We start from the raw sequence: 18,850 nt of genomic DNA on the forward strand, positions 1-18,850 counted from the left end.
GGTTCACGCCGGACGTCGCTTCACGTCGGATTGCGGTCCACGCCGGACGTCGCTTCACGCCGGACTGTGGTCCAAGTCAGACGTCGGTTCACGTCGGACTTTGGTCCACATCGCACGTAGGTCCAAGTCCGACGTCAGTCCACGTCGGACGTCGGTCCACGCCGCAGGTCGATCCGATGGCGGTCCAAGTCCGACGGTTGCTTGTGACCGCCGGTTGTTCGCGACGGACGGCCGTTCGTGCACGGCGATTGCTCGTGACGGACGGCCGTTCGTGCACGGCGATTGCTCGTGACGGACGGCCGTTCGCACGCCGGTTGTTCGTGAGCGACGGCTGTTCATTCGTAGACGGTTGTTCGTGACCGACGGCTGTTTGTGTCCAACGGCCGTTCGTGTCGGTGGCTGTTCGTCACCAACCGTTGTTCATTGGCGACGGGTCGTTGGTCAGCGGCGGCGGCGGGCTGCCGGTGGCGTGATGCGCACTCGCTCGGTGGCCGGCCGCGTCTCGATGTCGCCGAGTTGCTCGCTCACCGTGGTGCGCAGCTCGGCGTAGTCGTCGAATGTGCTCTCGCCGAACAGCGTGTACCCGGCCCACATGAGGTTGGCGCACACCTGCGGCGGCACCTTCCCGGTCGCCGCGCCCATCCCCACCAGCGCGACCGAGGTGATGCTGCCCGGCTCGCGCTCGTTCTGCATGTGCACCGCCTGGAACGCGGCCGCGCACGCGAGCGCCACGTTGAGCGTGTGACGCACGTTCTCGGCCTGCGCGTGCATTGTCGGCGCCGAGATGAGGTACTTCGGATTCGCCGCCCCCGACGGCACGCACACCGCGGCCCCGATCGGCAGCGTGCCGCCGAACTCGTCGCGGATCGCGTGCTGGACCCGCAGCTGAATGCCCGGCCCCAGCTGACGCAGGATCACCGCGTCGACCCCGCCGCTCATGACGCCGTGCGAGTTGGTCGGCGTGACCCACGCGTCGACGTGCTGGTTGAGGATGGAGCCCTTCACGATCTCGACCCCGGGCTCGTCGGCAAAAGCCGACATCCAGGACTGCACAACCTTGGCGTTGACGTCGCTGAGCACGACCCTGACGGTCATCGCTTGCCTTTCGTTCGGGCGGTCGACCCCGGGTGCCGGGGCCGGAAGGTACACGATACGGTTCGGTGTCCACAGTGGAACTGCGCGGAGGTTACCGTGAGCGACACCGAAGACGCACTGGGCCTCGCCGAGCTCTTCGCCGGCGGCGGAGAGCCGTGGCTGCCGCTGCTGCGGCCGGTCATCGAGGCCCAGTCGAGCGCGCCGCAGTTCATCGGACCCAAGCGCAGCCCGCAGATCGTGCCGGTGCGCGAATTGACATTCCAGGCGCTCAAACCGAACCCGCCGCACAAGTGGAAGGTCGTCGTCTTCGGGCAGAACCCGTACCCGCGGCCGGAGTCCGCCACGGGCATCGCGATGTTCGACAACACGTTCCACAACTGGGCCGACAGTCAGTTCGGCCGGGTCGTGAGTATCCGCTGCATCATCAAGGCGGCGGCGATGTGGAAGTACGACATCCCGAAAAAGACACCGATCGCCGACATCCGCGCATTGCTCAAACAGCACGACACGGTGCAGCCGCCGGAGTGGTTCTCCTCGATGCTCACGCAGGGTGTGCTGCTGCTCAACGCTTCGCTGACGGCGAGTGCCGACGGCGGGTACGGTACCGATCAGCACACCGGCTTCTGGCGCCCCGTGGTGGAGCGCATCGTCGAGGAGATCCTGCGCGCGAAGCAGGACGCGGCCGAGGAGGACCGGGGCGTCGTCTTCGCCTGGTGGGGCGCGCACGCGCGGGGTCTGAAGACCCTTGTGACCAGGCTCCAGAAGAAGTACCCCGGCGTCGAGGTCCGCCACATCGACCACCCGAACCCGGCGGCGCAGGGCGACATCTTCTGCGACAACGAGCACTTCGCGACCGTGAACGAGGCGCTGCGTTCGCTCGGCGCGGACGAGATCGACTGGCTGCCCAGCGTCGGCTGGAACGCGCACCAGGACCCGGCCGCGCTGCGCATGGGCGACTTCATCGCCTCGACGATGGAGCTGCACAAGCTGTACCTGGAACGGCTCGAAAGCGTCAAGGACGAGGGCCTCGCGCTGCCCGCGATCAATGGCGTATTCGACACTCCGCTCATGGACTTCCGCGCGGCCTTGGCGTCGACGGTCGGGGTGCTCAAGGGCCTCGACTGGCACATCGAGGCCTCGCACACGTTCGGCCAGAAGCAGGCCGAGAGTTCGAATCTGAGCGCTGACGAGGTGGCGGCGCTATATCTGTACACCTGCGAGTCCGCGTTCTATCGCCAGATCAACGCGACTCTGCGCGATCCCGACCGCGACCGGATCGTGCCGTACCTGCCCTACCTGCGCCTGCTCTTCTCGGCCGTGTCGCGCCTGCCCGCCCGCCGCGAGCCGCTGTGGCGCGGCGTGCGGATGGACCTGCGCCGGCAGTACCCGCTCGGGCAGACCGTCACCTGGTGGGGCGTGTCATCGTGCACGTCGAGCCTCGGCGTGGCGAGAGCGTTCATGGGTGGCAGCGGCAAGCGGACACTGTTCGAGGTCGTACCGCTGCGCGCGGTGGGCATTCGCAGCTACTCGGCGTTCACGGGCGAGGAGGAGTACATCCTGACGCCCGGCACGCAGCTGACCGTCACGGATGTGACCACCGAGCGCGGCGGCCTGTGCACGGTGAAGCTCACTGAGCTGGAGGAGCAGGACCAGGTCCACTGACGCCGCTGGCGGTTCGCGCAAGTTCGTGCAGTCCATTCGGACAGACGCGCGTGCAGGATTCCGGGCGGACACGATCGGTCTGCCCGGGCGATGAGCAACGGCTCGCCCGGGCAGACCGATCGATCATTCGGTTCGGCCGCGCACGACGGTTCGCGCAATTCGCCCGGGCAGACCGTTCGACCGCGCATGACGGTTCGTGCAGGCCGGTCGGACGGTGCACGGTTTGCGCGGGTCGTTCAGTTCGCTCGAGCGGACCCGTTCGATTCGTCCGGTTCGACGGTGCACGACGGGTGCGCGTGTCGACCAGACTGTGCACTGTGCGCTCAGTTCGCTCGTACTGTGCACAACGGCTCACTCAGATCGCTCAATCCGCTCAGTTGACTCGAGCAATGAACGACCTTTCGCTCAGGCGGTGAACAGCAGCGACACGTTCAGGCCGCCGAAGCCGAACGAGTTGCACACCGCTGCCGTCATCGGCAACTTTCGCGGCTCGCCCGTGACGACGTCGAGCGTGACCTCGGGGGCTTTCTGTTCGAGGTTGAGCGTTGGCGGTACGACACCATTGACCACCGACAGGAGAGTCACGATGCTCTCCACCGCCCCCGCGGCCCCGACCAGGTGTCCGAGCGCCGACTTCGGCGCGGTGAGCACCACGTCGTCGCCGAGCGCGGTCTGGATCGCCACCGCCTCGCCGACGTCGCCGACGACGGTCGAGGTGGCGTGGCAGTTCACGTGGGCCACGTCGGACGGCGCGAAGCCGGCGTCGGCGACCGCGCGGCGGATCGCGCGCACCTGGCCGGCGCCGCTCGGGTCCGGGCCCGTGATGTGGTACGCGTCCGAGGTCACCCCGACCCCGGCGACCCGCCCGTGCACGCGCGCCCCGCGGGCCGCCGCGTGCTCGGCTCGCTCCAGGATCACGATCCCCGCGCCCTCGCCCATCACGAAACCGTCGCGGTCGACATCGAACGGCCGTGATGCGCGGTGCGGTTCGTCGTTGCGTTTGGACAGCGTCCGGGCCTGCGCGAACCCGGCCAGCGTGAGCGGCGTGATCGCCGCCTCCGAGCCGCCCGCGATGACCACGTCGGCCTCGCCGGCGCGGATGAGCCGCACCCCGAGCGCGATCGCCTCGGCGCCCGACGCGCAGGCCGACACCGGCGTGTAGACGCCGGCGTGCGCATGGAACTCGATGCTCACCCACGCCGCGGGCCCGTTCGGCATGAGCATCGGTACCGTCAGCGGCGACACCTTCCCCGGCCCCTTCGCCTCCAGCACGTCATCCTGGGCCAGCAGCGTGCTCACCCCGCCGATCCCGGTGCCGATCACCACCGCCAGCCGCTCGGTGTCGACCTCCGGCGCGCCCGCGTCCTGCCAGGCCTGCCGCGCCGCGACGAGCGCCGCCTGCTCGCAGCGGTCCATGCGCCGCGCCTGCACGCGGGCCAGCAGCGTCTCGGGCGACACCGCCATCGTGGCCCCGATCCGGACCGGCAACTCGTCCAGTACCCCGGCGGGCAGCAGGTCGTCGATGCGTCGCACGCCCGAGCGTCCTTCGAGCAGTCCCTGCCACAGCGCCTCGACGCCCTCGCCGAGCGGCGACAGCGCCCCCATTCCCGTGACAACTACGTCTGCGCCCACGGTACCCTCCCCGGTCCGATTGCCTCCCGATACTTGTATCGCATACAAATATGGCATGTCCATGAGCGAACCGCCCCGGGCCCGCGGCCGCCGCACCCGCGCGCGGATCCTCAAGTGCGCGGCGGACCTCTTCGCCGAGCGCGGCCTGGCCGGCGTGAGCGTGGCGACGATCGCGCGCGCGGCGGACGCGTACCCGCACCAGATCACGTACTACTTCGGCTCCAAGGACTGTCTATTCGTGCACGCGGCCATGTCCACTTTGCTGCGCGACGCCGCGCGCCTGGAGTCGGTCGGTCACCGCCGCCGCACGCCCGAGACGTTCCGCTCCGCCCTGGCCCGAACGGCGCTCGCCCTGCCCTCGATTCCCCAGGCGGTGCAGGCGATGGCGATCGCCCGGGAGCGACCGGAACTGCATTCGACCGCCCAGTTGTACCTCACGATCCTGTTCCGCCAGGCCGAGCACTACCTGGTCGCCCTCCTGGACCGGCGCGCCTGGGCTGTGGACCGCGAACCGGCCATGGAGGTTCGTACCTTCTGGAGCGCGGTGCTGGGCGCACGCCTGATCGCCGACTCCGGCCACGGCGGCCACCCCGCGGACGTGGACCTGGCCGGCCTGCTGACCGTCCGAGCGCGCTAGGTGGCGGCCGGTTAACCGCTCTTGCCCGTTGGTTCGAACCTCAGCCCCGGCGCCACCTCGCGGATGTGGACTTGGCCGCTCTGCTGACTGCCCGAGCGCGTTGGGCGGCTGCTGGTTGACCGCTCTTGCGCGTTGGTCGAACGCCGACCCGAGCCGCATGTTGTTCGTTCGCGCATCGGTCGAACGCTCACCGGCGCCAACTTTGTTCGTTCGCGCATTGGACGAACGCTCACCGGCGCCAACTTTGTTCGTTCGCGCATTGGACGGAACGCTGACGGGCGCCAAGTTGCCCGTTCGCACATTCGTCGAACGTTGACCCCCGGGCCATGGTGTTCGTTTGCGCGCCTGGCGAGCGCAGACGAGCTCAGTCCGTTGAGCGTTCGTGCGTCAGACGGACGTGCGCATCGGTCCGCCGCGCCATTTGACGGCGTCGCTCAACGCGGCGATGAGGTCCATTTCGGCGCCGTCGTGCTCCGCGTACGCACGGTGCAGGTTGAGCACGATCCGCTCCGCGTCCGCCCAGTCGGCGAACTCGCCCAGGTCGCATGCGCTGGCCGCCTCGAGCGGGGTGCGGCCGGGCTGGACGGTGGCGAGGACGAACTCGTAGTACCGCCGGAGCTGCCCGAACGCCCTGGCGATCTCGGAACCGTGCAGCACCGGCCCATGGCCCGGCACCAGGTGCTCGGGTTGCAGGGCGGCCATCCAGTCCAGCGCTCGCATCGCTCCGCCGACCGAGCCCATGAACACGAGCGGGGTGAGTCCGCTGAACACCAGGTCCCCGGCGAAGAGCACCCCCTCGACGGGCAGCCACGCGACGAGGTCTCCGGTCGTGTGCGCGGTCTCGCCCGGGTGCAGCAGTTCGATGCGCGTGCCGCCGGCGTGCACGGTCAGCCGGTCGCGCACGGCGACATCCGGCACGCGGCGCGTGACGTCGCCCCAGTCGGGGACGGGCTCCCAGAACGGCGGGCAGCCGTCGATGATCGGGTCGGTGCGCAGTGCTTCGCGCATTCGCTCATGTCCGAACAGTACGGTCGCGCGTGGGAGGAGACTGTTGCCGTACGTGTGGTCGCCGTGCTGATGCGTGTTCACCGCCATCCGCACCGCTCGTCCACCGGCGACTCCGTCGACGGCTGCGAGGAACCGCCGCGTGCGCGCCTCGGTGGCGCAGGTGTCCACGATGAACACGTCATCGCCGCCGACGATCGCGCCGGCGTTGTTCACCCACCACGTGCCGTCGGGCTGTACCCAGGCGTGCACACCGGGGACCACGGTTTCGAGCATGCGGACAGCCTATTGGAAGGATGCGTCGCGCCGGGGATGAGCGAACCGACATTGGAACGGCCAAGTGGACTGTGCGGTTGGTCGTGGCGTGCGGTTCGGGGTGAGCGAGGTGACCGTGTGGACGGTCGGGGGATGTTCGCGGTGCGTGACGTGCGCGGTCCGGGATGAGCGCAACCTTCACGATGACGGTTGAGTGGACACTGCGCGGTTGAGTGTGTTGCGCGGCGTCGGATGTGCGTGAACGTTCAGGACGATGGCCAGGTGGACAGCGCCCGGTCGACGGCGTCCAGTACCAAGGACCAGCTCGCGTCCAGGTTGCGCGCGTGGTGGAAGCCGCCGTCGGTTTCCAGGTGTAGGAAGCCGTGCATCGTGCTGTACACGAAACGGACGGCGTCTACCGCGCGGGTTTCCTCCAGGTCGTAACCGCGCAGCAAAGTTGCGCAGCCGGTCACGATTCTTGCCTGGGCCGCTGCGCCGTCGGGGTCGGTCAAGGGGCGCACTGTTGCGGCGTACCGGCCGGGATGGGCCAGGACCCAGGTGCGCAGCGCGGTGCCGTACGCGACCAAGGCCCCCCGCCCCGCTCGCCCCTGCAGCGCCTCGCCCAACCGGTCGGCGAGTTCGTTGGTGGCCTGGCCGGCCACCGCGTCCAATAGATCCGGCACGCCCCGGACGTGTTCGTACAGGCTGGGCACCGCCACGCCGAGCCGGCGCGCCAAGGCGGTCATCGTCACGTGGTCGATGCCCACCTCGTCGGCCAGTTCGAGCGCGGCGGTGCACACCTGTGAGCGCGACAGGCCGGCTCGTACCATGCGGCACAGCCTAATGGCTTTAGGATTTAACCTACAAGGAACTTCTGCGCGGTCGATCCGTTGCACTCGTAGACCTGCAGCCGCGTGCCGTTGGCGGTTGCGCCGCTCGGTGAGTCGGCGCAGCGGCCCGAGGCCGAGTTGAGCAGTGAACCGTCCGCCTGCTGCACCCAGTTCTGCGCGCTGCCGCCGTTGCAGTCGGAAAGCTGCAGCTTCGAACCGGACGACACGTCCAGGCACCGGCCGAGTGTGCGCAGCGAACCGTTCGCGCCGCGCAACCAGTGCTGGTCGAGCGCGCCGGGCTGGCAGTCCCACAGTTGCACGGCCGCGTTGTTGCCGCCGTTGTCGTCGCCGGACACGTCCGCGCATTTGGAAGTGTTCGTTGTGACGGTACCGCCGCCGTTGACGGCGAACTTCTGCGGTACGAGGCCGTTGCAGTCCCAGATCTGCAGCTTCGTGCCGTTGGCCGTGGCGCCGCTGGGGGAGTCGAGGCACCGGCCCGAGACCGGGTTGCGCAGCGAGCCGTCGGCCTGCTGCACCCACTTCTGGTACGGGCCGCCCGCGCAGTCGGCGAGCTCCACCTTCGTACCGTTGCCGGTCGCGTTGCCCACGAGGTGCAGGCAGCGCCCGAGCGCCGACACCGACAGGTCGGAGCCGTGAATCCAGCGCTGATCCGGCGTCGCCTGGCAATCCCAGAGTTGTACCGCCACCCCGGCCGCGTTCGCGTCGGCCCCGTCGACGCACTTGCCGCCCGGGCCGGTCACCGTGGCCGCGGGCGCCGGGCTGTTCGCGCCCCCGCCGTACCCGGCCGCGACGATGCTCGCCTGTACCGCGTCGTCGGCGGCGTCGGTCGGGTACCCGGCCGTCATCACGCCCTCGAAGAACGAACCGATCGCCTGGTTGCTATTGTCGCCGCCGGTACCGAGCACGATCGAACCCTCGAGGTGCATCGGCTGGTAGCCGCCCGCCGGCAGTGCACCGCTCCACCACGTGTTCAGCGCGCCGGTGCGCGAGTCGCCGCCCTTGAGTGCAAATGTGTGCTGCCCGTCGTTTTTGAGGAGTGCGGTCACGAACGGCGTCGCGTTGCCGAGGTTGGCGGGGTTGGAGGCACTGCCGAGGTACAACCCATTCTCCAAATCGGCCTCCACCCACGGCCCGGAACCGGTGCATGGCGGGGTCTTCACGCAGCGGGTGGTCAGCGACACCGCGTCCATGTGCCCGTTGCCGGTGTCGGCGATCTCGGCCTCGGCGTTGCCGTAGTCGAAGCAGCACAGGTTGTTCGTATGGACACCGCTGGCGACCATGTACATGCCCTCGGGCTGTCCATCCGTGGCCACCCCGTCGCCGACCCGGTGACGGTAGCCGGTGTGGCCGTTGAAGTACACACCGTACACGCGATGTCCACCAGCAGTGACGGGCAGGGCGGCCGCGTTGGCGCCGACGTCCTGGCCGCCCGCGGTGCCCGGGCCCTCGATGGTGAGATCGTTGTGACGCGGTGACTGGTCGTAGATGACGGTGATGACGCAGGCGGTGCCGGTGCAGAACGCGTCCTGCGCGTCCGCGTTGGCGAATCCGCCCGCGGCGAGCAGTCCGATGTCCAGAGTCGCTCCGTCGGAGGCGCGGCGTACCTGGTAGAGGCGGCCGTTGTACGCCGAGTACAGGGCCCGGGTCGTGCTGTGTGCCCCGACGCACGGCGTGCCGGCGGCGCCGTAGATGTCGCAGGGCTGGGCCGTGGCGGCCTGGGCGGCGCTCGGGAGTGCGACGAGGCACCCGAGCGCGAGCAGCAGGACGGCGGCGGCGCGGAGCCGTGATCGCATCAGATCTCCTCGATGACTTCATCGTGGCAAGTCGATGCGGCGAGTATTGCGACGGGGAATTCTTCCAGCCAGATCCCGGCGGAATCGAGAATTGGCGCCCGGCGCGCCGGGGGTCGGGGTTCGGTCGAGACCTGGGGCAGCGAGGGCCGAGTGGTGCCGGGATTCAGCGGCCGTCGCCCGGGAGGTCAGCCCACGAAGCTGTGCGGGTCGTGGCCGGGATTCGGCGCCGGGGAGCCGGCGCGGCGCGCGGCGCCGGCCGTGGTCGAGATGAGCGCGCGTCGCGCGGGAGCGCGGTGGTGGCCGTGGGTGGAGATGAGCGCTGGTCGCGCGGGAGCGCGGTGGTGGCCGTGGGTGGAGATGAGCGCTGGTCGCGCGGGAGCGCGGTGGTGGCCGTGGGTGGAGATGAGCGCTCGTCGCCCAGGAGCGCGGCGCCGACCGTGGTCGAGATCAGCTGCCTGCGTCCAAGAGCCGGCGAAGATTTAGCGCCCGTCGTCAAAAAGAGCGGCTGTTGCTCAAGAGCCGGCCGGGGCTCAGCGGCGCTCGTTCACGAGTCGGCGCACGGTCGCCAGCTCCGCCGCTACCTCGGGTGCCGTGCCCGCCGTCGCCGAGACGCGGTCGATGAGGTCGCGTACCTTGGCGGCGTCCGGCTTCGGCGCCGCCAGCTCGGCCTGCAGCGCGATCGCGGCCCGCTCGGCCGCGGCCGGGTCGGCGACGCGTCCGCGCTCGCGCCGGATCGCCGCGACCAGGGCCGAGTCGCCCTGTTGGTTCACGATCATGAGCCCGTGGTCACCGAACTGGACGTTTGTCGCCTCGACGCGCCCGATCTCGAAGTTGCTCACACCCCTCAGGCTAGGAAGTGCGCGTCGCCGTGCCCATCGAGCGTTCCGGGTACGAAATCCGGCATTTGACGGATCGCCAGGCACCTTTCGGTCAATGTCACGGAACGGCCGGTCCCCTCGCGCAGTTTGCGAAGGTCATTTACCGTGCTAAGGCACACCTGAGGGAGCAGACGATGAGGCGATCGAAGTCGGTACCGCTCGGCCGCAGCTACCTCGCCCTGGCGGCGCTGGCGGCGACGGGCGGTCTCGCGGCGTGCGGCCGTGAGAAGCAGACCTACTGCGCCGACCAGAACGGCGTGGTCGTGCCCGACTACCGGTGCGACGACGGCTCTTCCGGTCACTACTACTACACGGGCAGTTACGGCCGCGGCCGCTCGCCCGGGTACCGGCTCAGCGGCGGCAGCCGGGTCGCGTCGACCGACTCGGTCGGGCGATCCAACGCCGGGCTGCCCGCGACCGGCCACGTGAGCAACGGCAAGGTGAGCTCCGGCGGCTTCGGCAGCAGCAGCGGCAGCAAGAGCTCGGGCAGCTGACGTGCGCCGCATCGCCGAGGGCGTCGTCCGCCCGGACTGGCGCCAGCAGCTGGCCACGCAGGGGATCGTGTACAACGACACCCCGACGCCGGACGGCGGGTCGATGTCGTACTGGAAAGAGGGCCCGTTCTACGACTTCACGTCGACCGAGATCGATACGCTCACCGCGAGCGCCGCGACACTGTTCGAAATGTGCGTCGCGGCCGGCGACTTCGTCATCGATCACAACATGTTCCAGCTGCTGGGAATCCCCGAGTTCGCGTGGGAACAGGTCAAGCGCACCTGGTGGGACGACGAGACCGAGCCGGGCGGGCGCAGCAAGGGCGACTTCTCGCCGAGCCTGTACGGCCGCTTCGACATGCGCTACGCGGGGGAGTTCGCGGGCAAGCCGCAGCTGCTGGAGTTCAACGCCGACACCCCGACGGCACTGCCCGAGGCGGCGGTCGCGCAGTGGTACTGGATGCAGCAGACCGGCCAGGGCAAGGACCAGTGGACCGCCATCCACGAGATGCTTGTCGCGGCCTGGCAGCGCAACATCAGCCGGCTCCGGCAGGCCCGCACCCACCTGCTCGACCCGATGACCATCCACTTCGCGTGCGACCGGTCGGAGGAGAGCGGCGAGGACCTGTTCAACACCGAGTACATGATGGAGACGGCGCGGCAGGCGCTGGGCCCCCTCGGGTACAACACAAAATTTTTGTGGATGGACGAGATCGGGGCCGGCGACGTCCAGGCCGGCGACCGCTTCTATGACCCGGACGGGCAGCACATCGACGTTATTTTCAAGTTGTACCCGTGGGAGTGGATGACGAGCGAGCAGTTCGCCAAGCAGTGCTTCCGCGACATGAGCGACCCGCGCCGCGACAGCACGGTCTGGATCGAGCCGCCGTACAAGATGCTCTGGAGCAACAAGGGCCTGCTGCCCGTGCTCTGGCACCTCTTCGGGGACGACCCGGAGAAGAAGGACCTGCTCCTGCCCGCGTACTTCGAGTCCGAGAAACCGGACTGGATGACCTCGTACGTGCGCAAGCCCCTGCTCGGCCGCGAGGGCGCCAACGTCTCGATCATCGTCGACGGCATCACCAAGACCAGCACCCCCGGCGAGTACGGCGGCCCGTTCGTGTGCCAGTCGTTCGCGCCGCTGCCGGCGTACACCGATCCCCGGGGTGGCGAGTGGCACCCCGTGCTCGGCGTCTGGATGATCGACGGCGAACCGGCCGGGCTCGGCATCCGCGAGAGCGCCGGGCTCATCACCGACAATCTGAGCCATTTCGTTCCCCACACCATCGACCACAACGGCTTTTAGTAGGAGACGGCATGAACGGTACTGCCGCCCTGATCGCGGTGCTCCAGGTGCTCATCGTGATCCTCGGCGTCGGCGGCGGCTGGTGGCTGCTCAACGCCGTCACCTCCTTCGACGACCACCACGAGCTCTGGGAACGGGCCAACTGGGGGTACCTCGTCCAGCGCATCGGCTTCGTGGCCGTGCAGGTCATCGGCGTGTCGAGCCTGATCGGCCAGGACCTGACCAGCTGGAGCTCGCTCGCCTGGGTCGGCGGCGGGATCGTGTGGGCCACCGTGCTCTCGGTGCTCGGATTCTGGATCACGGACTGGATGATTCTGCGCACTCGCGCAACCCCGATCGGCGCGCTCAACACCGTGCCGCTCTCCGTCGGCCTCGTCCGGCTCGGCTTCTACCTGGGCCTGGCGCTCGTCGTGCGCGCCACGTTCATCGGACACGCGCCGAACCTGCGCACTTCGCTCATCTCGACGGCCGTGTTCACGCTCGCCGGCATCGCCGGGCTCGTGATCGCGTTCTACCTGCACGGCCTCGTGGCCCACGGCAACCTGCGGCTCGCGATGGTGCAGGGCGGCGTCACCGAGGGCCTCGAGTCCGCGGCCGTGCTCACCGCCGTCGGACTCATCCTGTACGGCTCGATCGCGGGCGACTTCACCACGTGGCCCGAGAGCCTGGCGGGCTTCGGCGCCGCGCTCGGGATCGCTTATGTGGGGTTGTACATCGCGCGGTACCTCATCGACTGGTTCGTGCTCACGGGCGAGTGCACCCTCAAGACCATTCACGCCCAGCAGCAGACGGGCGCGGCCACCCTCCTCGCGTTCCTCCTGGTGATGGTGGCCCTGCCGATCAGTGCCGTGATCAACCTGTACGTCGAGTGACCGTCCTGACGACCGAGCGCCTCGTCCTGCGCGAGATGGACGAGGCCGACTTGGACGATCTCGCGGAGCTGCTCGGCGATCCGGAGGTCATGCGGTACTACCCGAGGCCGAAGACCCGCGCGGAGACGCTCGAGTGGATCGGCGTGAACCGGCGGCGGTACCGCGAGCACGGCCACGGCCTCTGGACCCTGCGTCTGCGCGACGGAGACGCCTTCGCGGGCGACTGCGGCCTGACCATCCAGCATGTCGACGGCGTGGACGAGCTCGAGCTCGGCTACCACGTGGTGCCGGGCCTGCAGCGTACGGGCCTGGCCACCGAGGGCGCGCGGGCCTGCCGAGACTGGGCCCGCGACGTCCTGGGCGCCCGCCGCGTGATCGCGATCATCCACCCCGACAACATCGCGTCGCAGCGCGTGGCGCAGAACGTCGGTCTGACGCTGGAGAAGCGCACGTCCGACTACGGCCCTGGGACCGAGGTCCTGATCTTCGCCATGTCACTGTGACGCGCCGGCCCGCCTCGGCTGTGGAACCAGACCGACCTCAGCCCCGTCGTTCGTTACTTGACGCGACGTGGCGATCGCGCGGCGCGACGTGGCGATCGCGCGGCGCGACGTGGCGCGGCGCGGCGCGATCGGCCGTCGGCCCGATCGCGGCCACGTCGTTCGATCGCCGCTGTGTCCGCGGCGCCGTATGGCCTGGGCTGTGCGGACTGCTCTCCGCCACGTCCCGGTGACACACCCGACCGCGCGCCGACGCGGGTTCCGGTCAGTTCCACTGGGACGTCTGACCAGGCAGACACACGTCACAATGCGTGACCTTGCTCTTTTACGCCGCCCGGTGGCGTTGAGACAAGGGGCAGGACGGGATCTCGCACCTTACGAACATTGAGCGCTACCTCACAGGGGAAAACGTTTGCCGTCACTCTTCGGGGGTACCGATACCGGCATGGATAGCGCGGTGCTCAGCAGTGACGTTCGGGAACAACAGTCAAACGTCGAGCCAGAGGACGCGTCGGACGATCTGTTCTGGCTGCCGGTCGAGCCCGGCACCTCGATCGCCGGCCCGCACGCCGATCGGCGGTTCATCCTCTGATTTCAGCGGTCTCGTCCGGAAAGGCTGCTCCATAACCGCTGTTTCGCAAAGCCCGGCGTTCGATTCGCCGGGCTTTCGTTTGCCCACTGGCCGGACGTGTCCATCCGCGCAACGCCTCATTGCGCGCGGTGCGCGTTGCAGGCGGTGCACATTGTGCGCGGTGCGGGCGGTGCGCGGTGCGCGCGGTGCGCGGTGCGCGCGGTGCGCGGTGCGGGCGGTGCGCGGTGCGCGTTGCGGGCGGTGCGCGTTGTGCGCGGTGCGCGTTGTGCGCTTCGCGGGCCTTGGAGGGTTGTGCGCTGGGGCGTGTTCGCGTCGGGCGCCAGTATGTTGTGCGTCTGCGTGATTGCGCACGGCTGTGATGGGGCGCTCGGGAATGTGGAACGGCGCCCGGCCTGAATTCAGGCCGGGCGCCGTCTTCTGGTCAACTGGCGTGCCTGGATCAGCTCGCCGGGTAGGAGGTTACGTAGCTCGGTACGCCGACGCCGGTTTCCGTGGCTACCGGGGCGCCGGTGTCGTTGACCACGTGGTCGATCGTGCCGGCCGAGAGGTTCACCGTCAGGATGTCGTGGAGCTTGACGCCCGGGCGGTTGGGGACCTCGAAGCCGTGCGCCGCGTGGATGGTCGGGTCGACGTTCGTGAAGATGTAGGCGCCGCCGCCCCACAGTTCGTGGGTCTTCACCTTGTCGTTGACCTTGTACGCGGCCCAGCCGAGCACGCCGTCGTGCTGCCACGCGGCCTGGTTCGGCGGGTCGTAGGGCAGCTCGTTCTGGAAGAAGATCGTCTTGCCGCGCTCGCCGTTCCAGATGACGTTGTACTGCTGGTAGTGCTCGACGAACAGGCCCGTCGCGAGGACGTCGTCGCCGTTGACGATGACGCCGTTGCGGCCGGTGTTCACGTCCCAGCCTACCGATCCGGCCACGCCGTGGTCGGCGCGCCAGGCCCAGATGTCGTCGAGGATGACGTGGTCGGAGTTGACCTCCAGGCTCACGTCCGCCTTGCCGACGTGCGGGCCGCCGACGCGGAAGAACACGTCGTGCAGCACCGTCGGGTCGTTGGCGTCACCGAGGTTGAGCGCGCCGCCGAGCTTGGTGCCGACCTGCATGAGCGCGGGCGAGTTCACGGTACCGGCGTCGATCATGAGGCCCGAGACCGAGATGCCCTTGCTGTCGGCGATCCACAGGGGTACCGCACCGTTGACCGCGGTCAGCGTCGCGATGCCCATGCCCAGCACGATGGTGTCGGGCCGCCAGACGAGGATCGAGCTGTTGATGTTGTACACCCCGGGCGTGAAGAGCAGGTGCTTGCCCAGGGCGAGCTGGATGTTGATCGCCAGCACCGAGTCGGACGGCTTGGCCAGGTAGAAGTCCGAGAGCGGGACCGAGCGGCCCGGGGTGGGGCCGTTGGCCCAGCTCGCGCCCGAGGAGTTCTTGCGCAGCGCGGGCTCGAAGACGTTCCACTTGCCCTTGGCGTCGATGTACAGGTACGGCCGCTCCTTGCTGGACGGGGTGCTGTCCAGCGTGGTGTACGGCGGGTTCGGGAACTGCTGCGCGGGCGCGCCCACGGCACCGGAGAACACCTGGTTCCACACGGCGTTCGACCAGCCTCCGAGGTTGGAGTCCCGGACGAGGAACTGCTGCTGCGAGCCGTTCGTGGCCGTGCCGAGCTGCGAGTCGGCGATGAAGCCACCGCTGGCGTACTGCGGGCCGGCCGTGCAGTAGTCCATGAACGTCGTGTTGCCGTTGATCTTCACCCGCCGCAGCGGCGCGGCCTGCGACACGGCCCAGAACTCACCTGACGCGCGGCAGTCGGCGGCGCCGGCCACGTTGATGGTGAGGTTGGACAGCGAGCGCCAGAAGTTGACCAGCGCGATGCAGTTGTCGGCCGCGAGGCAGCGGTTGTACACGTCGACGTGGCCGTTGATGACCGTGTCGGTGGGGTTCAGGCCGAGTCCGGCCACCTCGGTGTAGTACCCGACCTGGAAGACCAGCGGGTGATCGGGCGTGCCGTACGTTCCCGGCTTGAACAGCAGCGTGTAGCGCTGCGTGCCCATCTCGTTGTCGACCTGCTGCGCGTGGACGGCGTCCACGGTCGCCTGGATCTGCTCCACCGTCATCGACGGGTCGAAGATCTTCACGTTCGGGCCGAAGTCGGGCTGCCCGGACGGGCGGCCGGCGGGCGCGGCCGCGGCGACGCCGGGGGTGGATACGGCGGCGACAGCGGTCAGCAGTACAGCGGCCCCGAGGGCGAACCACCGGCCACGGCGTCCGCGAGGGGCTGACCCGGCAGACCTGGCGGACGCCATGCCGGAGGGGACCAATGGCATGAAACGTGACCTACTTTCCTCTGGTGGCTCATCAACCCACGACCCCAGACGACGGTGGGGCGAGGCATCGCGGGCGGGGGTGATGCGCCACAAATGCGAGAGAGCGCTTTCACGGGGGGACGTTACAGGGAACATCGCGACTGGTCCACGGGTACAAATCGCCTCCGATCCCCACGGATCTCGCTCTCTTGGCGGCCCGTGGTCCGACCCCGCGCAAGCATGGCCGGGCCACGCTCGGAAGAATGGCGGCAAATGACCCCGCTGCTGACCGCCGACGTCTTCGGCTGGACCATGCGCCCGGTGCGTTGGCGTCGCGCCCGCGCGCTGCTCGTCGTCGTCGCGGCGGCTGCGGTCCTCTCCCTGCACGTCGCGTTCGATCCGCCCGTCGAGTGCTCCGACGTCGCGCCGTGCGGGCCGGACTGGCTCAACGCGCTGCTGTTCGGGCTCGTCGCCGCGCTGCCCGTCGTGGCGTTCCTCTCGCTGCCGGTCACCGCCTGGCTCGCGGCCCTCTTCTTCACCGCCGACGCGATCTGGCAGGAGGCGCACCCGGGCCTCGCCTCGCCCGCGTGGCTCACCGGGGCCGACGCGGCGCTCGCGTTGCTGGCCTTCGTGACCGCCCGGCTCGACCCGCCCGGGCTGGGCAGCGCCGCGGAGATGTGGGCGGCGACGACATCGCACCGCAAGCCCCCGGCGCCTGCGATCCTTCCGCGGTACGGGTTCGGCTGGCGCCTGCTCGCGGTACCACTGCTGCTTGGGGCTCTTGCGATCGCCGGGCTGGCGCTGGCGGATCAGACGGGCGCGGACGACCGCCTCGCCGCGGCCGACCGCGTCACGGCCGAGGTCACCGCGCACCCGGACGAGTACACGCTGGAGGTCCGGCTCCCGGGCGCCGCGCCCGCGCGCGTCACGGTGGCCGACGCCGACGAGCACCCGGTCGGCTCGCACGTCACCGTCCTCGTCTCCGGGGACGGCCTCTACCAGCTCGTGAGCGAGCCGTACGACGCCAGCGGCTGGCTGTCCCTCGCCGTCCTGCTCGCCGGCGTCGCCGCGGGTTGCCTGGCCCGCGCCCGGGAGCGCGCCGCGGTGGCCCGCGCGCTGTTCGAGGGGGAGCAGCCGGCGACGGAGGTGTACGTCTGGGCGCACGGCGGCCGCGTCGCGGTCTACGCCACCGACGCGCGGCCGGGCGAGCCGGCGCTCGTGGAGTTCTTCGCGCTCGCGCGGCACGGCTCCGACGACATCCGCCCGGGCATCCTGTTCGGCGTGCCCGCGCAGCGCCACTGGTGCGCGGTCGCCGTCGACGGCGAGCTGCTCGTGCCGCGCGGTCCCGCGCGCAGTGGCCGCTTCGCCCCCGCGTACGGCGGTCCCGCGCCCGACCCCGCCCTGGACGGTCCGGCCGCGGTCCCGGACGCGGCCCGGCTGCCGCTGCGCCCCGAGGAGATCCTCGCCCTGCGCCGCGAGGACGTCGCGGCCGACCCGGAGACCGTGCACACCCATCGGCACAACCGCTTCTCCGGGTACGCGGTCGTTGTCGCCTCGTCCTGGCCGTTCCTGCTCATCTTGTCGCGGCTGCTGCCGGCGTTGCCGTACTGGGGCGCGGTCGCGGTGACGGCGCCGGTGACCGCGATCGCGTGCCTGTCCGGCTGGCGGATGTTCCTGCGTCCGCGCGTGAGCTGGAACGGCGCGGGCCTGAGCGTCGTGGGCAGCATCGGCGCCCGGCTGCTCGTCTGGTCGGACGTGCACGCGATCCGCGCCGACCGCCATGGCGCGGTGACCATCGAGACCGACCACCACGGAGCGGGCCTGGTGGTGACGGCGCGCGGCGAGCACGCGCTGCTGCCGCGGGTCCTGTCCGGGGACGAGCGCACCGGGCTGCAGCTCTCCGGCGCTCTGCGCCTCGCGGCCGAGCGGGCGGAGGCTCGCGCGCGCGACCGCGTGCGGGACGTGGTGTCGCTGCCGCCGGCTCCGGTGGCGCCGCCTGCGCCGGCGCCGCTGTACGGGGCGTGGGCGGCTGAGACGTTGCTGTACGCGCTGGTGCTTGCGGGCTTGTTCGGTTAGGCGGGTCTTGCTGTACGCGGCGCGGATGGTCGTGGTTGCGGGCCTGTTCGGCGCTCGCCGGTCTCTGTTCCTGCTCCGCCTCCCCGCTGCGCAGATGGCGTTGCTGTGCAGCGCTCGTGCTCGCGGGTCTGTTCGGCCTGGGTTCGGGCTTGTCGCGGGATTTGGCCGGGTGTTCGCGGGCGTGCCGTTGCCCCGGGGTCGCTCAGGAGACGGTGATGCCGCCCCAGGACTCGGGCTCGACGTCGGCCAAGGTCTGCGAGAACGTCCATCGGTGCCCGGCGAGGTCCTCGGCCTGGTACTGGCGCTCGCCGTACTCGAAGTCGGTCGGCTCCATGACGATTCGCGCACCGGCCGCGCGTGCTCGCGCGCAGTGCGCGTTTGCGTCGTCGACGCGCACCATGACCGCGTGCGTCACACCGGCGCCGGGCTCGGGCGCGCGCCGATCGCTGCCGTCGTCGGCGACGATGATCGCCCCTTCGCCGGCGCGCATCTGGGCACGGTGGTCCTCTCCGATGCGCACGCGCTCCGCGAAGCCGAACGCGGCCTCCAGCCAGGCGACGGCGCGGCGGACGTCGGGGTAGGTGAGGACCGGGATGACGGCGGCGGCCGGAATCGAGCGGTTGGGCTTCACACTTCCGATCGTAGAACGGCGCGGCGGACGTGCGGGTGGACGTCGGGTGGATGCGGTGGTCGTGCGGGCATGTGCGCCAGGTCGACCGGCGGCGGTCGAGGTTGTGCGGTTTGGCTGCACGTTTGTGTTCGTGGAACGGTGCGGCGGACGTGCGGCTTACGCGCGGGTTCGATGGCGGCGGTCGAGGTTGTGCGGTTTGGCTGCACGTTTGTGTTCGTGGAACGGTGCGGCGGACGTGCGGCTTACGCGCGGGTTCGATGGCGGCGGTC

At 69.8% G+C, this 18,850-nt stretch carries 16 protein-coding genes; 8 read left to right on the plus strand and 8 right to left on the minus strand.

Annotated features, from left to right (window positions below):
• Positions 1 to 441 precede the first annotated feature (441 nt).
• The gene (locus AB0B76_RS05575; RefSeq protein ID WP_360369775.1) at positions 442 to 1,095 is read right to left on the minus strand and encodes a macro domain-containing protein; all 654 of its coding nucleotides are present in this window, start codon (positions 1,093 to 1,095) and stop codon (positions 442 to 444) included.
• A gap of 96 nt (positions 1,096 to 1,191) precedes the next feature.
• Here AB0B76_RS05575 and AB0B76_RS05580 point away from each other — a divergent pair, with 96 nt between their 5' ends.
• The gene (locus AB0B76_RS05580) at positions 1,192 to 2,757 is read left to right on the plus strand and encodes an ADP-ribosyltransferase domain-containing protein (RefSeq protein ID WP_360369778.1); all 1,566 of its coding nucleotides are present in this window, start codon (positions 1,192 to 1,194) and stop codon (positions 2,755 to 2,757) included.
• Positions 2,758 to 3,162: 405 nt separating this feature from the next.
• On the opposite strand, the gene AB0B76_RS05585 is transcribed toward AB0B76_RS05580, so the two are convergent.
• Positions 3,163 to 4,389 carry a beta-ketoacyl-[acyl-carrier-protein] synthase family protein gene (locus AB0B76_RS05585; RefSeq protein ID WP_360369781.1) on the minus strand — a complete coding sequence of 409 codons (1,227 nt, stop codon included), beginning with the start codon at positions 4,387 to 4,389 and terminating at the stop codon, positions 3,163 to 3,165.
• 61 nt (positions 4,390 to 4,450) lie between these two features.
• Between AB0B76_RS05585 and AB0B76_RS05590 the strand changes: the two genes are divergently transcribed.
• Entirely contained in the window at positions 4,451 to 5,026 is a 576-nt protein-coding gene (locus tag AB0B76_RS05590) for a TetR/AcrR family transcriptional regulator C-terminal domain-containing protein (RefSeq protein ID WP_360369784.1), read from the plus strand.
• A 387-nt stretch (positions 5,027 to 5,413) separates the two neighbouring features.
• Here AB0B76_RS05590 and AB0B76_RS05595 read toward each other — a convergent pair whose 3' ends face one another.
• The 4 genes from AB0B76_RS05595 to AB0B76_RS05610 form a co-directional block, all read right to left on the minus strand.
• The gene (locus AB0B76_RS05595; RefSeq protein WP_360369787.1) at positions 5,414 to 6,307 is read right to left on the minus strand and encodes an MBL fold metallo-hydrolase; all 894 of its coding nucleotides are present in this window, start codon (positions 6,305 to 6,307) and stop codon (positions 5,414 to 5,416) included.
• A gap of 245 nt (positions 6,308 to 6,552) precedes the next feature.
• A complete protein-coding gene (locus tag AB0B76_RS05600; RefSeq protein WP_360369790.1) occupies positions 6,553 to 7,116 on the minus strand; it encodes a WHG domain-containing protein in 564 nt (187 codons plus the stop codon).
• A gap of 26 nt (positions 7,117 to 7,142) precedes the next feature.
• Positions 7,143 to 8,930 carry an arabinofuranosidase catalytic domain-containing protein gene (locus AB0B76_RS05605; RefSeq protein ID WP_360369793.1) on the minus strand — a complete coding sequence of 596 codons (1,788 nt, stop codon included), beginning with the start codon at positions 8,928 to 8,930 and terminating at the stop codon, positions 7,143 to 7,145.
• 530 nt (positions 8,931 to 9,460) lie between these two features.
• Positions 9,461 to 9,769, minus strand: a complete 309-nt coding sequence (locus AB0B76_RS05610; protein ID WP_360369796.1) for a hypothetical protein — start codon at positions 9,767 to 9,769, stop codon at positions 9,461 to 9,463.
• Between the two features lie 173 nt (positions 9,770 to 9,942).
• Between AB0B76_RS05610 and AB0B76_RS05615 the strand changes: the two genes are divergently transcribed.
• From AB0B76_RS05615 to AB0B76_RS05635, 5 genes are all read left to right on the plus strand, one after another.
• Positions 9,943 to 10,302 carry a hypothetical protein gene (locus AB0B76_RS05615; RefSeq protein WP_360369798.1) on the plus strand — a complete coding sequence of 120 codons (360 nt, stop codon included), beginning with the start codon at positions 9,943 to 9,945 and terminating at the stop codon, positions 10,300 to 10,302.
• Between the two features lies 1 nt (position 10,303).
• On the plus strand, positions 10,304 to 11,608 hold the full coding sequence (locus tag AB0B76_RS05620; RefSeq protein WP_360369800.1) for a glutathionylspermidine synthase family protein: 1,305 nt from the start codon (positions 10,304 to 10,306) through the stop codon (positions 11,606 to 11,608).
• 11 nt (positions 11,609 to 11,619) lie between these two features.
• Positions 11,620 to 12,480: a hypothetical protein gene (locus AB0B76_RS05625; RefSeq protein WP_360369803.1), complete on the plus strand. Its 861-nt coding sequence runs from the start codon at positions 11,620 to 11,622 to the stop codon at positions 12,478 to 12,480.
• Positions 12,477 to 12,983: a GNAT family N-acetyltransferase gene (locus AB0B76_RS05630; RefSeq protein WP_360369806.1), complete on the plus strand. Its 507-nt coding sequence runs from the start codon at positions 12,477 to 12,479 to the stop codon at positions 12,981 to 12,983. The genes AB0B76_RS05625 and AB0B76_RS05630 overlap by 4 nt, the downstream gene beginning before the upstream one ends.
• A 442-nt stretch (positions 12,984 to 13,425) precedes the next feature.
• On the plus strand, positions 13,426 to 13,572 hold the full coding sequence (locus AB0B76_RS05635) for a hypothetical protein (RefSeq protein ID WP_360369808.1): 147 nt from the start codon (positions 13,426 to 13,428) through the stop codon (positions 13,570 to 13,572).
• A 439-nt stretch (positions 13,573 to 14,011) separates the two neighbouring features.
• Here AB0B76_RS05635 and AB0B76_RS05640 read toward each other — a convergent pair whose 3' ends face one another.
• Positions 14,012 to 15,874 carry an adenylyl cyclase gene (locus tag AB0B76_RS05640; protein ID WP_360370240.1) on the minus strand — a complete coding sequence of 621 codons (1,863 nt, stop codon included), beginning with the start codon at positions 15,872 to 15,874 and terminating at the stop codon, positions 14,012 to 14,014.
• A gap of 273 nt (positions 15,875 to 16,147) precedes the next feature.
• Between AB0B76_RS05640 and AB0B76_RS05645 the strand changes: the two genes are divergently transcribed.
• Entirely contained in the window at positions 16,148 to 17,950 is a 1,803-nt protein-coding gene (locus AB0B76_RS05645; RefSeq protein WP_360369811.1) for a PH domain-containing protein, read from the plus strand.
• Positions 17,951 to 18,152: 202 nt separating this feature from the next.
• Here AB0B76_RS05645 and AB0B76_RS05650 read toward each other — a convergent pair whose 3' ends face one another.
• Positions 18,153 to 18,581, minus strand: a complete 429-nt coding sequence (locus AB0B76_RS05650) for a VOC family protein (RefSeq protein ID WP_360369813.1) — start codon at positions 18,579 to 18,581, stop codon at positions 18,153 to 18,155.
• Positions 18,582 to 18,850: the final 269 nt, after the last annotated feature.

It is taken from the genome of Dactylosporangium sp. NPDC049140 (assembly GCF_040648435.1).